General features: G+C 64.1%; 10 protein-coding genes. All 10 read left to right on the top strand.

Annotation, left to right across the window (positions count from 1 at the left end; all coding sequences use genetic code 11):
* The first annotated feature begins 437 nt into the window (after nt 1–437).
* The 10 genes from ACW4E8_RS17145 (at nt 438) to fadB (ending at nt 14,151) form a co-directional block, all read left to right on the top strand.
* Nucleotides 438–2,237: a flavin-containing monooxygenase gene (locus ACW4E8_RS17145; protein ID WP_456805592.1), complete on the top strand. Its 1,800-nt coding sequence runs from the start codon at nt 438–440 to the stop codon at nt 2,235–2,237.
* Between the two features lie 169 nt (nt 2,238–2,406).
* Entirely contained in the window at nt 2,407–3,270 is an 864-nt protein-coding gene (locus tag ACW4E8_RS17150) for a fumarylacetoacetate hydrolase family protein (RefSeq protein ID WP_456805593.1), read from the top strand.
* A 71-nt stretch (nt 3,271–3,341) separates the two neighbouring features.
* The gene (locus ACW4E8_RS17155) at nt 3,342–4,208 is read left to right on the top strand and encodes an HpcH/HpaI aldolase/citrate lyase family protein (protein ID WP_456805594.1); all 867 of its coding nucleotides are present in this window, start codon (nt 3,342–3,344) and stop codon (nt 4,206–4,208) included.
* Between the two features lie 95 nt (nt 4,209–4,303).
* Entirely contained in the window at nt 4,304–5,083 is a 780-nt protein-coding gene (locus tag ACW4E8_RS17160) for an SDR family NAD(P)-dependent oxidoreductase (protein ID WP_456805595.1), read from the top strand.
* Nucleotides 5,084–5,134: 51 nt separating this feature from the next.
* On the top strand, nt 5,135–6,283 hold the full coding sequence (locus ACW4E8_RS17165; protein ID WP_456805596.1) for a serine hydrolase domain-containing protein: 1,149 nt from the start codon (nt 5,135–5,137) through the stop codon (nt 6,281–6,283).
* A gap of 231 nt (nt 6,284–6,514) precedes the next feature.
* Nucleotides 6,515–7,285: an enoyl-CoA hydratase/isomerase family protein gene (locus ACW4E8_RS17170; protein WP_456805597.1), complete on the top strand. Its 771-nt coding sequence runs from the start codon at nt 6,515–6,517 to the stop codon at nt 7,283–7,285.
* A 41-nt stretch (nt 7,286–7,326) separates the two neighbouring features.
* Nucleotides 7,327–8,532 carry an acetyl-CoA C-acetyltransferase gene (locus ACW4E8_RS17175; RefSeq protein ID WP_456805598.1) on the top strand — a complete coding sequence of 402 codons (1,206 nt, stop codon included), beginning with the start codon at nt 7,327–7,329 and terminating at the stop codon, nt 8,530–8,532.
* Between the two features lie 6 nt (nt 8,533–8,538).
* Entirely contained in the window at nt 8,539–10,692 is a 2,154-nt protein-coding gene (locus tag ACW4E8_RS17180; protein ID WP_456805599.1) for a 3-hydroxyacyl-CoA dehydrogenase NAD-binding domain-containing protein, read from the top strand.
* Between the two features lie 25 nt (nt 10,693–10,717).
* Nucleotides 10,718–11,878: an acyl-CoA dehydrogenase family protein gene (locus ACW4E8_RS17185; protein WP_456805600.1), complete on the top strand. Its 1,161-nt coding sequence runs from the start codon at nt 10,718–10,720 to the stop codon at nt 11,876–11,878.
* Nucleotides 11,875–14,151 carry a fatty acid oxidation complex subunit alpha FadB gene (fadB, locus tag ACW4E8_RS17190; protein ID WP_456805601.1) on the top strand — a complete coding sequence of 759 codons (2,277 nt, stop codon included), beginning with the start codon at nt 11,875–11,877 and terminating at the stop codon, nt 14,149–14,151. Before ACW4E8_RS17185 ends, fadB begins: the two co-directional genes overlap by 4 nt.
* The last annotated feature ends 47 nt before the right edge of the window (nt 14,152–14,198 follow it).

The raw sequence follows: 14,198 nt of genomic DNA on the forward strand, positions 1-14,198 counted from the left end.
TGATGCCAACCAAGAAATGGTCCGTGATGACATGCGCAGTGTAGGCAGGGACCGTCGCGGCCGGGAATCGTCGAATGCGACGATCTTGAGTGGTCGCGTCATTACCGCTGCCTGGTACGTCGCGCAAGCATGACCGCGATGAACACGGCGACGCCTCTCTCGAACGCTCTCTGTCGATTATCCCGGTTGGCGGACTGGTGAAATCCGATTCCATCGCCTAGTCAATGACTGCGGTCGTACCTACGATCTCCGACAGGTCGAGTGACATGCCATTAGCGGACCTGAACGGCCCACTGCAAGACCCGGCCTGTCAGCGATGAAGGAGCGGCCGATGCGCGAGAACCCGAGTGGTGACGCTAACGCTAACGCGTCGATCGCGGCCGAGGTTGGGCGCAGTGCCAAGACCCAGCACACATGATGAACTTGGAGGAGAAGCTATGAAATCGGAGATCTTGTCGGAGCGGGATGCCGCGCTGCTTGCGAAGTACAAGCAGGAGCGCGCCAAGCGTATCCGTGCCGACGGACTTTCCCAGTTCCGGAAGACGGATGGGGAGTTCGCGCGTTTCCTCGATGATCCCTACGCCGCGGCGCCGGTCAGCCGCCCGGCCATGAGTGACGAAACCGATGTCGTGGTGATCGGCGGCGGCTGGTCCGGGCTGCTGACGGCCGCTCGTCTGCGCCAGGCCGGCGTCGATGACATCCGCGTCATCGAGTCGGGTGGCGACTATGGTGGCGTCTGGTACTGGAACCGTTACCCCGGCGCGCGGTGTGACGTCGAATCGTTGATCTACCTGCCGCTGCTCGAGGAGACCGGCTACGTGCCAGCTGAGAAGTATGCGACGTCCGATGAGATCCGGGCGTATGCGCAGGCCGTCGCCAGGCATTTCGATCTGTACCGGCACGCGGTGTTCCAGACCAGGGTCAGTGAACTGCGCTGGGACGAAGATCTGGCCCGGTGGATTGTCAGTACGGACCGGGGCGATGCGATCAAGGCCCGCTTCGTCTTCGCGGGCAATGGCCCGCTGAACTATCCGAAGCTGCCGGCAATTCCCGGCATCGAGTCTTTCAAGGGTCATTCGTTTCACACCTGCCGCTGGGATTACGCGTATACCGGTGGGGACGCACACGGCAACCTGGCCAATCTGAAAGACAAGCGCGTTGCGCTGATCGGTACCGGCTGCTCGGCGATCCAGTGTGTCCCGGCGCTCGGTGAAGGGGCCAGGCAGCTCTACGTCGTGCAGCGTACGCCCGCGGTCGTGGCATTCCGTGGCAACGCCCCCACTGATCGCGAGTGGGCCAGCAAGCTGACGCCAGGCTGGCATCGTGAGCGCATGGCCAACTTTGAATCGGTGCTGGCAGGTACGGTGCGGGACCGAGACCTGGTTGCGGACGAATGGACCCGCTTCTGGGCCCCGCCGCCGGCACCCGGCGCCGATGCCGATCCGCGCGATATGGTGGCGCTGGCCCAGAAGATGGACATCGAGAAGATGGACGAAATCCGCGCGCGCATCGATGCCATCGTCGAGGATCCGGTCACCGCGGAAGCTCTGAAGCCCTACTACAACCGATTCTGCAAACGGCCGACGTTCAACGACGAATATCTGCCGACGTTCAATCGGCCGAACGTGAAACTGGTCGACACGAAGGGCAGGGGACTGAGCCGCATCACGGAAAACGCGATTGTTTTCGAAGACCAGTCCTATGAGGTTGACTGCATCATCTACGCCACCGGCTTCGAGGCCGTGACCACATCGCACAAGACGGGAGGCTTCGAGATCATCGGACGTGGCGGCCAGACTATCGACGAAAAATGGTCGAAGACCGTGAGGTCGCTGCACGGCATCTATACGCACGGATTCCCCAACCTCATGTTTGTCGCCGGGCTGCGGCAGGGCGCGCCAACGCTGAACTTCCCCTACATGATGGACGAGCAGGCCATTCATGGCGCAGCGGTCGTCAAGCGCATGCTGGACGACAACGTCAAAGTCATGGAGGTCACGCAGCAGGCGGAAGAAAGGTGGTGCGAGATCATCATCGAGAAGTCGACGGTCAACCTGGAATACATGCGTGAATGTACGCCCAGCATCCTGAACGCCGAAGGTAACCTGGACGAGCTGGGCAAGCAGACCTTCACCACGGCCTACGGTGGCGGGCCCTTTGAGTACATCGATCTCCTGAAGGACTGGCGGAGCGGGGCTTTCCGGAACGACCTTAAGCTCGATATCGAAGCCTCCTGACGCCGACCGCGCCAGGGGTTGGTAACGATCGCTTCCGATGGCCTCGCGCCGTCGCGCATGCGCGGCACGCCATCGGAGCGCCATGACAATGTACGGCGGAACCCGGTCATATCGTCTGGTCGGGCTTTGCCTCGATTCACTGCAGTCTTTGTGACTGGAGATCTCGCATATGAAGCTGGCCACAGTGAGTGTTAGCGGCGGCCCCCCCGAAATCGGCGTGATCGATGAAGGACGCGTCGTACGCCTCCACACCGCTCGCCACGGGCTGCCGTCAACGATGATCGACCTGATCCCGGCCTGGGAGACGGTGCGCGCGGAGGTGCAGAAGCTCGCCGCCCAATCGTCGGATGTCGTTGCCCTGAACGACGCGGTTCGCATCCTGCCGCCCATCATGCGGCCGGGAAAGATGATGGCGATGGGACTGAACTACGCAGACCATGTCGCGGAAGCGCGCCTGGAGACGCCGGTACATCAGGTCTGGTTCTGCAAGCAGGCAAACTCGGTGCACCCGCCGTACGAGCCTATCCAGATTCCCAGGGCCTCGGTGGCGGTCGACTATGAGGCGGAACTGGTCTTTGTGATCGGCAAGCGCGGCCGCCATATCTCAAAGTCGGACGCGGCAAGCCACGTCTTCGGCTACTGCGTCGGCAACGATGTCACGGCCCGGGACTGGCAGAAGCGAACGCCACAATGGGTGCTGGCCAAGTCCTTCGACACCCACGGTCCGTTTGGCCCATGGATCACGACGGCCGACGAAGTCGGAGACCCGCACCGCCTTGGCATCCGGTCCATCGTGAACGGCGAAGTCCGGCAGGAATCCAATACGCGCGAGCTGATCTTCAACGTGTTCGACCAGATCGAGTACCTGTCACAGGCAATGACACTGGAGCCCGGCGACGTGGTCTTCAGCGGTACGCCGGGCGGCGTGGGCGCGGCAATGAAGCCGCCGGTATTTCTCAGGGCCGGCGATCGTGTGCGCTGCGAGATCGATGGGTTGGGCGCGCTCGATGCCGTCTTCGAGAACGAAGCCTGAGTCCTTATCCGGTCGCGGGCGCCACGCCTGGGCCAGGGAGTTTGATCGTGCAAGACGGTAAAGGACCGCTCATGACGCCACCCGCTCGTCCACGACGCAGCGCAATCTATTTGCCTGCCAGCAGCGCTCGCGCGCTGGAGAAAGTACGCTCGCTGCCTTGCGATGTGGTCATTCTCGACCTAGAGGACATGGTTGGGGCCGATGCCAAGGCTGAGGCCCGCTCCGCTGCCGTCGACGCCGTTCGCCGTGGCAGCTTCGGGTCCAGGGAGGTGGTGATCCGGACGAATGGCCTGGGAACGCCGTGGGGCGAGGATGACCTGGCGGCAGCCGCGCAGGCGCGCCCGGATGCTGTGCTCGTGCCGAAGATATCCGCTCCGGGCGATCTCGCGGCGGCGCGCATGGTGCTGGGGGACGTGGTTCCGATCTGGGCGATGATCGAGACTGGTGCCGCGGTGATGCGGCTGAACGAGATCGGAGCGGCCTCCGCGGCGAAAGGCGTGGCGGCATGGGTGGTGGGCTCCAACGATCTGGCCAAGGACATTCGCTGTGCACACACCGTTGCGCGCCCGGGGCTGGTGACCGCGCTTTCGATGATTGTGATGGCTGCAAGGGCCCACGGCCTGGCGGTCCTGGACGGGATATTCAACGACCTTGCCGATCCAGCCGGCCTGGCGAACCAATGCGGACAAGCGCTCGCATTGGGATTCGACGGAAAGACAGTGATACATCCGGGTCAGCTGGAGATCGCGAACAAGGCGTTCACGCCGGAAGAGGCGGCGGTCATCCGGGCCCAGGCGGTCGTGGCCGCGTTCGATGCCCCCGAGCATGAGGGAAGGGCGGGCCTGAAGGTGGAAGGGCAGTTTGTGGAGCGCCTGCATTATGACGAAGCCAAACGCCTGATCCGGATCGCCGACAAGATCCGGGCGATTGGGTATTAGGTCGGCCGGATGGAAGAGAAGCGCCAGGTCTGTGGATCTGGTGCGTAGCACGAATTCAGGCAACACCAATTCTTAGCAGAGAGGCACAGATAACCATGAGCACATCCACGCCCCGGCTTCAATCAAAGATCGCCCTCGTAACGGGCGGTACGAAGGGAATCGGCAAAGCCACTGTCCTGGCTTTCCTGCGCGAAGGCGCTACGGTGGTCTTCACGGGTTCCACTTCCGAAGAGGGGCCGGTGCTGGAGCAGCAACTCCGGCAGCAAGGCCAGGAAGCGAAGTTCATGCAATGTGACGGCCGGGATGAACGGCAGATCAGCAGCGTGATCGAGCAAGTCGTCAAGGCATACGGCCGCCTGGATATCGCGGTAAACAATGTCGGCAACACGGCGCCGACGGACTCTCCGCTCGGCAAGGTGCATGAGACACCGCTCGAGGCGTTCGAAGACACGGTGCAGCGCAACCTTACCAGCACGTTCCTGGGCATGAAGCATGAACTGGCGGTCATGCTTCGGCAGGGTGGCGGGGTGATCTGCAACACCGCGTCGATGGCGGGTGTGCGTGTCTCCGAAGCCGGTTCGCCTGCCTATCACGCGGCCAAGGCGGCGGTCGTCCATCTGACTCGCAAGGCAGCCATCCAGTATGCACGCGACAACATCCGCGTCAATGTGGTGGCGCCCGGGGCCACGATCACCGAGCGGGTCCTGAGCCGATGGACGCGAGAGGAATTCGACAAGCTGGCCACGGTGCACCCGATGGGCAGAGCCGTGACACCGGAGGAATGCGCCGAGGCGTTTGTGTTTCTCGCTTCGGAAGCGGCGGCGTCGATCACCGGACACATGATTCCGATCGATGGCGGGTGGACAGCGAACTGAGGCTTTGGGAACTGGTGCGCCAACCGGCGCGCAGCGTGAGGAGATTACCGAATGACGAAGACGATTGTGAAATCCAAAGAGGTTGTGCTGCATGGTCACGTCTCACCAAAGTATGAAGGACTGCGGGAGGCGTTTCTCAGGAACTTTCATGACCATGGCGAGATTGGCGGTAGCTACGCCGTGATGATCGACGGCGAGCTTGTGGCCGACCTGTGGGGCGGCTGGAAGGACACGTCGGAAACCATCCCCTGGGACCGTGACACCATCGCCTGCGTCTGGTCCACATCCAAAGGCATTGGCGCCGTCTGCTTTGCCATGCTTGTCGATCGCGGTCTGATTTCCTACGAGGACAAGGTCAGCAAATACTGGCCGGAGTTCGCAGCAGGGGGAAAGGGCGAGCTGACGATCGGGATGCTGATGTCCCACCAGGCCGGTATCACCGGCTTCACTACGCCGGCGACGCTGGACGACCTCTTCGCGGGGGAGGCGGCTGCGCAGCGCCTGGCGGCGCAGGCCCCGCTCTGGCCGATCGGCTCCGCGTCGGGCTATAGCAATGTGATCGGCATCCTGGCGACGGCGCTGTTCAAGCGGATCGAGGGGCGGTCCATCAAGCAATTCGTGTCCGACGAGCTGAACGGCTCGTTTGGCCTGGACCTCTCTGTCGGCCTCGATCCGCGTGACCGCCCTCGGGTAGCCGATCTGTTGGGTGGAGACGACATGGACGCGCTCAACACGATTCCCTTGAGCAATGACGCGCAGCGCGCGCTGCACAATCCGCCGATGCGCGGCGATATGGCCAATAGCCCGGCATTCCAGGCAGCCGACATCGTCGCCGCCAACGGCTTTGCCAATGCGAGGGCGTTGGCCTCGATGTACGGCCTGCTGTTGCACCCGCGCAAGGATGGACGCCGGCTGGTTGGCGACGCTGCCCTGGCGCAGGCGACCAGGATGCGGTTCGACGGCATCGATATGGTCCGCGGCACCCGCCGTCCCTGGGCCGCGGGGTTCCTCCTCAATGAGGAAAATGTCTGGGGGCCCAACAAGGAGGCTTTCGGCCATGGCGGGTGGGGCGGCTCGTTCGGCTTCGCCGACCCCGTCGCAGCGGTCGCCGTCGGGTATGCGATGAATCTCATGAGCGATCAGATGGACCTCAATCCTCGTCGCCGGGGAATCATTGAAGCCGTCTACGCGGCCCTCTGAGGGGAGAGCGGACGCGGGCAAGGCAATCGATGGCGGGAACCGGCGCGCGCCGCCGCTTCCGGAGCCGGCCCGCCTGGCAAGGCCCGGTACAGGCGGGGCAAACCGTGCGGGAACGGCGGGCCGCGTCTGGCAAGGGAGGGGATCCCGACTGGGGGGCGCATGACTGGCTGGCGTGGCGGGCGCGCCCGTGCCGTCGACGCTCTCCGCAATTGACAGAATTCAGGAGCGGACGTGACCGAAGATGTTCTGGTGATTACGCGTACGGGCAGCGTTGCGCAGATCACGATGAATCTGCCGCAAAAGCGCAATGCACTGACGGTTCCACTCTATACCGGGCTGGCCGAGACGCTGGCACGGCTCCAGGAGGACGTGAGCGTACGTGCTGTCGTCCTATACGGCGGCCGGCACTTCTGCGCGGGCGGTGACCTTGGCGGGCTCGGCATGTCAAGCCTCGAGATGCGGCGGGCCATGATTCATGGACACCGGATCGTTCGTGCCCTGGCCGGCAGTCCCTGGCCGGTCATCGCCGCGGTGGAAGGCAATGCCTACGGCGCCGGCTTTTCGCTCGCGCTCGCCTGCGATTTCGTGGTGGCGGACGAAAACTCGGCGTTCTGCGCGGCGTTCGGCCGCGTCGGACTGACGCCGGACTACGGATTGATGTGGACGCTGCCGCAGCGTGTCGGCGTCGGTGTGGCGCGGGAGATCCTGATGCTGTGCGAGCCCATCGACGGCAACAAGGCCAGGCAGCTTGGGCTGGTGGACAGGTTCTGCCCGCAGGGCGCCGTGCTGGACACCGCAATGGAACTGGCCGGTCGGCTTGCCGCCGCCGCGCCAGGGACCGTTGCGACGACCAAGGCTGCGCTTGCCCGCTTTCCGATGCAGCTCGACACGATGCTGGCCTGGGAAGCGGACACACAGTCGGTCCTGGTGCGTAGCGACGACTTTGCCGAGGGCGTGAGTGCCTTCATGGAGAAGCGTGTCCCGCATTTCAGGGGTCGCTGAGGCGCAGCGACGCTCGCCCATTGTATTCAACTCAACCAATCATGACAGACGCTTATATTTACGATCACGTCCGGACACCGCGAGGACGCGGGCGCGCCGACGGCGCCCTGCATCCCGTTACGCCGGTCGAGCTGGCGACTCAGGTGATGATCGCCCTGAAGGATCGGAACCGGCTCGATACGCGCCAGCTCGCGGACGTAGGCCTGGGCATTGTGATGCCTGTCGGCGAACAAGGCGCCGACCTGACCCGTACGGTGCTGCTCAACGCAGGTTACGGGGACCACCTCCCGGGTTATCAGATCAACCGGTTCTGTACTTCCGCGCTCGACGCGGTGAACCAGGCGGCCAGCATGATCCGGGCTGGCCAGGCGGACGCCGCGATCGGTGGCGGCGTAGAGTCGATGTCGCGCGTGCCCATCGGCTCGGACGGCGGTGCCTGCTACACAGATCCCCGCCTGGGGTGCCGGCACCCCTACGTGCCCAATGGGGTCGCGGCTGACCTGATGGCGGCGCTCGGAGGGATCTCGCGCGCGGAGGTGGACGCGTTTGCGCTCGAAAGCCAGCGCCGCGCAGCCCATGCACAGACATCCGGCTACTTCGACAGTTCGATGATCGTCGTGCGCGACCTGCTTGGCGAACCCCTGCTTGCGCGCGATGAAGCGCTTCGCCCCGGGACCACGCTGGCCGACCTGGCGAGGCTCGCGCCGGCATTTTCCGCTCCCGGCGATGCTGGATTCGATGCCGTCGTGCAGCAGCGCTATCCGCACATCGAGCGGATCGAACACATTCACACGAGCGGCAATTCGAGCGGCATCGTCGACGGGGCAGCCGCTGTCCTGCTGGGCAATAAGGCGTTCGGTGAACGTAACGTTTGCAGGCCGCGCGCACGGATTCTCGGCTACGCCTCGGTGGCCTCTGAGCCGCTGCTTAGCCTTGGCGGACCGATCCCGGCTACTGAGCGGTTGCTGTCCCGCTTGGGCATGCGCATTCAGGACATCGACCTGTTCGAGATCAATGAGGCATTCGCGGTCGTGCCGATGTTCTACATGCAGGCCTTCGACGTCCCCCATGACCGGATCAATGTGAACGGCGGCGCGATTGCGCTGGGCCATCCGCTCGGCGCGACCGGCGCGATCCTGCTTGGCACCCTGCTCGATGAACTGGAGCGTCGCGATCTCAGCACCGGCCTCGTCACGCTATGTGCGGCGGCAGGCCAGGCTACAGCCACGATCATCGAACGAATTTGAGCGACCATGATGCATACCATCGATTTCGACGTCGACGCCGAGGGCGTCGCGAGGATCAGCATCGACGTGCCGGGCCGGTCGATGAACGTCTTCATCCCGGAGCTGCTGGCAGACCTTGCCAGCGTCGTGGAATGGATTCGTACACGTGACGACATTCGCGGCGCCGTGCTGACCTCGGCCAAGGCAAGCGGCTTTATCGCCGGCGCCGATCTGAAGAATTTCGCGACAGCCTACGACCGGGGTGTGACCGCCCGGGCAGCGCGTGACGCCACCCTGGAAGCCTCATTGATCTTCCGCAGGCTCGAAACCTGCGGCAAGCCCGTCGCGGCGGCAATCAACGGACTGGCGCTCGGCGGTGGCTATGAGTTGTGTCTGGCGTGTCACTACCGGGTTCTCGCGGACGACCCAAAGGCGGTAGTAGGTCTGCCGGAAGTGACGGTAGGGCTTCTGCCAGGCGCCGGAGGCACCCAGCGGCTGCCACGCCTGATCGGGATCGCGAACGCCGTCCCGCTGCTGCTCGACGGGCGGCATGTCGGACCGGAAGACGCGTTGAAGCTGGGGATGGTCGATGCGGTCGTGTCTCCGGAGCTCGTGTACGCGACGGCCCGCAGCTGGGTACTGCAGCATCCGGAGGCGTGCCAGCCGTGGGACGTCAAGGGATTCCGCACGCCTGGCGGGGTGGGTGCGCTGGCGCCGCATGCGATGAATACCTTTGCCACGGGCGTTGCCGCGATGCGTAAGGTAACGCAAGACAACTATCCGGCGCCGGCAGCGATCCTGTCCTGCGTTTACGAAGGCACGCAGCTCCCGCTCGACCGGGCCCTGCGCGTGGAGGCAAGCTACTTCGGAACGCTGCTGGCCGGACCCGTAGCCCGTAACCTGATGCGTACGCTGTTCGTGAACAAGCTTGCGGCCGACAAGGGCGCGGGCCGGCCGCAGCACCAGGGCGCGCAGGTCTCCCGGCTGGGGATTCTTGGGGCGGGCATGATGGGAAGCGGCATTGCCTGCGCCGCCGCCACATCAGGCATCGAGGTGGTGCTGCTCGACGTAAGCCAGGCGACCGCCGATAACGGCAAGGCACAGTGCAAGAGGCTGCTCGGGAAGGAGGTCGCAAGCGGGCGACGCGGCGAACGGGCGGCGGCGGAAGCGCTCGCCCGCATTACACCGACGAATGCACTCGAGGCGCTTGCAGCATGCGAACTCGTGATCGAAGCTGTTTTTGAGAATCGCGACGTCAAGGCCGACATCATCCGGAAGGCCGAGGCAGTCATGGCTGCCTCGGCGGTGTTGGCGAGCAACACGTCAACGCTGCCGATCACGGGGCTTGCGCAGCAAAGCGAGCGCCCCTCGCAGTTCATCGGCATGCACTTCTTCTCGCCGGTCGAGCGCATGCCGCTCGTCGAAGTCATCGTGGGTCGCGGCACTTCGGAGCCGACGGTTGCGCTTGCTCTCGCCTTCGTCAGGCAGCTTCGCAAGACGCCCATTGTCGTGAGCGACAGTCCGGGCTTCTATGCAAGCCGGATCTTCTGCGCGTACATCGATGAAGGCATGACGATGCTTGCGCAGGGCGTGGCGCCAGCCATTATCGAAAACGCCGCGAAGCAGGCGGGGATGGCGACAGGGCCGCTTGCCGTGACTGACGAGGTCTCGCTCGACCTCCAGAAGCGGGTCATCGACCAGGCGATCGCAGACGGGCTGCCGGCCCGCTTCCTCAGGCAGCACGCGGCGCCTGTCGTTGAACGCCTCAATTCACTGGGCCGCCTTGGCCGCAAGACCGGGATGGGCTTCTACAGCTATCCGGCCGACGCCAGGAAGCATCTCTGGCACGGCCTGGCGGAGCTCTACCCACCGATGGATGCGCAGCCGTCCGTCCAGGAGGTCAAACGCCGCTTGCTGTGCATCCAGGCGCTCGAGGCCGCGCGCTGCCTGGAGGAGGGCGTGCTTGCATCGGCGGCCGATGCTGATCTCGGCGCTGTGCTCGCGCTTGGCTTCCCGACGTGGACCGGCGGGACACTTTCACTGATCGATACCACGGGCCTGAGCGAATTCGTGGCCGAGTGTGACAGGCTGGCGGATCAGTTTGGCGAGCGCTTCCGGCCGTCACAGTGGTTGCGGGAGCGTGCAAGCATGGATGAGAAGTTTCACGCTCATCTGGCCTGACGGAAAAGAGGGAGGATCTATACAGATGCGACGTACTCATTTCGAACCCGACCATCTCGCCTTCCGCGACGCGGTCAGCCGCTTTTTCCAGGGAGAGATCGGCCCGCATGCCGAACGCTGGCGCAAGCAAGGCTTCGTCGATCGCGAGGCCTTTCTGAAGGCCGGCGCACAGGGTTATCTGCTGATGTGGGCGCCCGAGGCCTATGGTGGGCTGGGACTGACGGATCTGCGTTTCGAACAGGTCCTGTACGAGGAAAATATCCGTCATGGGGAGACGGGCTTCTATATCAACCTGCACTCACGTGTCGTCGCGCCATACCTCGGCAGGTTCGGGACGGATGCGCAGAAGGCCCGCTTTCTTCCCCCGGCCATCCGTGGGGAGAAGATTCTGGCGATTGCCATGACGGAACCGGCGGCGGGAAGCGATCTCGCCGGAATGGGCGCAACTGCCAGGGACATGGGTGACTACTGGCTGCTTAACGGCGCGAAGACGTTCATCTCCAACGGTACCCAGGCCGAACTGATCATCGTCGCAGCGCGCACCGTGCCAGACAGCCGCCATGGCATCGGTTTGTTCGTAGTCGAGGACGGCATGCCCGGATTCCAGCGAGGAAGCAGCCTGCGGAAGATCGGCTTGCATGCGCAAGACACGGCAGAACTGTTCTTCGACGACGTCCGTATCCCGAAGAGCAACGTGCTTGGCGATCCGGCCAGGGGTTTTCACTATATGTCGGAGTTGCTCGCGGAGGAGCGTCTGCAGGTTGCCATCGGCTCGATTGCCCACGCGCAGGTGGCGTTCGACATCACACTCGAATACGTCAAGGAAAGGATGGCCTTTGGACGCCCCATCGGGTCGTTCCAGCATGTCCGGTTCGAGATGGCCGGGATGCGTGCACAGATCGATGCCGTGCAAGCGCTGGTCGACCATTGCGTGATGGAAGCGAACGCCGGTGAACTGACCGCGGTGCTGGCGTCAGAAGTGAAGCTGCTGGCAACGGACGTCGAGAACAAGGTGATCGACGCATGCGTGCAGCTCCATGGCGGCGCAGGCTATATGGAAGAGTACCGGATCGCGCGGATGTTCACAGACGCGCGTGTATCGAGAATCTTTGCCGGGGCCAATGAGATCATGAAGGAAATCATCGGGCGCAATCTCGGACTGGACGACCGCAAGCGCCAGGCATGAACGCTCGCGTCATGGAGATGCTCGTTGCCGGTGACAGGCCGCAGGACCGGGCCGGCTATCCGGATCGTACGGCGTGCGGCACGCCGGATCAGTCTATTGGAAAGGATACGTTCATGATTTGGGAAGGAAAGGCCCTGCGCCTCGCGCGGCTGGAAGAGGGGGTGGCCGAGCTATGTTTTGATCGGGATGGACAGGCTGTGAACGTCTTCGATCGGACGACGCTGGCCGAGCTCAGCGCCGCGATCGACCATCTCCTCGCGGCCGACGGCATTCGGGGGCTGCTCATTACCAGCGGCAAGGCCTCGTTCATCGTGGGCGCCGACATCTTCGAGTTCTCTGAGACGTTTCGCTTGCCGCAGCCGGAACTGCGTGCCTGGGATGTGGCGTGCAGCGCGATCTTCACGCGTATCGAGGACCTTCCGTACCCGACCGTGTGCGCGATCAACGGCCAGGCCCTCGGTGGCGGCCTGGAACTGGCGCTGACTTGCGACTACCGGGTGGCCGCGGGAACGGCATACCTTGGCCTGCCAGAGGTTGGGCTCGGCATCGTGCCCGGGTTCGGCGGCACCGTCAGGTTGCCGCGCATTGCCGGCGCGGCCGTTGCCTTCGACTGGATCGGCGGCGCGAGTGCGAAGCGTGCCGATGTCGCGGCGCAGGCAGGCGTGGTCGACACGGTATGTGATCCGGATGTCCTGCGGGAGACTGCCATCTCGCAGTTGCGTGATGCGATGGGCCTGCCGGAAGCGTGGAAAGCCCGTCGGCTGACGCGCATCGCGCCCTTCGAATTGTCCGAGGCGGTACTGGGACAGGCCAGGGCTGCGGCAAGCCGTCACGGGCCGCACTTTCCCGCTGCCGCCAGGGCAGTACGGCTGATCAGCGAGGGCGCGCCGCTAGGGCGCGATGCGGCGCTCGCGCTGGAAGCCGATGCATTCTCTCAGCTGGCGAAGACCGAGGCGGCCGCGTCGCTGGCGGGCATCTTCGTCAATGAGCAGGCGTTGAAGAGAAAGGGCCGGGACGCCGCGCGCATCGCCCGGCCCGTGCGCCGGGCCGCGGTGCTCGGCGCGGGCATCATGGGTGGCGGCATTGCTTACCAGAGCGCATTGCGTGGCACGCCGATTGTCATGAAGGACATTGCCCAGGCGTCGCTGGACCTGGGCATGCGCGAGGCGGGGAAGCTGCTCGACAAGCAGGTCAGTAGCGGAAGGATGCCTGCGGACAAGGCAGACCGAGTCAGGCAGGCGATCGTGCCGACGCTCGACTTCGCCGGATTCGATAGTGTTGACGTCGTGATCGAGGCGGTGGTCGAGGATATCGGGGTCAAGTGCAAAGTCCTGGCCGAGGTCGAACGGCTGATTCCCGAACAAGCTGTCCTGGCGTCCAATACCTCGTCGCTTTCGATCACTGACCTGTCTGCGCCACTGGCGCGCCCAGAGAATTTTGCCGGCATGCATTTCTTCAATCCGGTGCCGTCGATGCCGCTGGTTGAAGTCATTCGGGGCCCCCGAACTTCGGCGGAAACGGTTGCCACGGTGGTCAACTACGCGCGATCGATGGGCAAGACCCCGGTGGTGGTGACAGACTGCCCGGGCTTCCTGGTCAATCGGATACTCACCGCGTACATCGCCAGCTTTCTCCTGCTGGTCCGTGACGGCGTCGACTTCATCGCCGTCGACCAGGCCATGGAGGCCTTTGGCTGGCCGATGGGGCCTGCCTACCTGCTGGATGTGATCGGCATGGACACCGCGTCGCACGTGATCGATGTCATCACCGCGGGCTACGCGCCTCGCATGAACCTTGATGGACGGCATGCCGTCGCGCTGATGGCCGAGGCAGGCCGTCTGGGCCAGAAGAGCGGGCTGGGCTTCTACCGGTATGCAGCGGACGAAACCGGACGCCCCAGGAAGACGCTGGCCGATGACACGCATGCGCTGCTCGCGCGTATCCAGCCGCGCGAAGTCAGGGAGCTGTCGCCGGACGAGATCGTTCTTCGCATGATGCTGCCGATGGTTATCGAGGCTGCACACTGCCTTGAGGATAAGGTGGCCGAGTCGGCGGGCGACATCGACATGAGTCTTGTCCTCGGGATCGGCTTTCCTCGCCATGTCGGTGGTGCGCTGCGATACGCCGATGCGCTCGGCGCCCGTGAAGTCGTTGCGGCCTGCGAGCGCTTCGCGTTCCTCGGGCAGTTCTACAAGCCGACGCCCGGCCTGCGCGCGCTTGCTGAGCGCAAAGGCCGCTACTTCGGCGGTACGTGCGACCAGCCGCGGCATTGAAGCGGGGCACGGGCTGACGATTCCATGCGGATCCGGATGAATGAAAT

It is taken from the genome of Cupriavidus sp. CP313 (assembly GCF_054072015.1).

Coding starts and splice junctions, on each gene's coding strand:
- ACW4E8_RS17145 (WP_456805592.1), top strand. CDS start 438: ATGAAATCGGAGATCTTGTCGGAGCGGGATGCCGCGCTGCTTGCGAAG.
- ACW4E8_RS17150 (WP_456805593.1), top strand. CDS start 2,407: ATGAAGCTGGCCACAGTGAGTGTTAGCGGCGGCCCCCCCGAAATCGGC.
- ACW4E8_RS17155 (WP_456805594.1), top strand. CDS start 3,342: ATGACGCCACCCGCTCGTCCACGACGCAGCGCAATCTATTTGCCTGCC.
- ACW4E8_RS17160 (WP_456805595.1), top strand. CDS start 4,304: ATGAGCACATCCACGCCCCGGCTTCAATCAAAGATCGCCCTCGTAACG.
- ACW4E8_RS17165 (WP_456805596.1), top strand. CDS start 5,135: ATGACGAAGACGATTGTGAAATCCAAAGAGGTTGTGCTGCATGGTCAC.
- ACW4E8_RS17175 (WP_456805598.1), top strand. CDS start 7,327: ATGACAGACGCTTATATTTACGATCACGTCCGGACACCGCGAGGACGC.
- ACW4E8_RS17180 (WP_456805599.1), top strand. CDS start 8,539: ATGATGCATACCATCGATTTCGACGTCGACGCCGAGGGCGTCGCGAGG.
- ACW4E8_RS17185 (WP_456805600.1), top strand. CDS start 10,718: ATGCGACGTACTCATTTCGAACCCGACCATCTCGCCTTCCGCGACGCG.
- fadB (WP_456805601.1), top strand. CDS start 11,875: ATGAACGCTCGCGTCATGGAGATGCTCGTTGCCGGTGACAGGCCGCAG.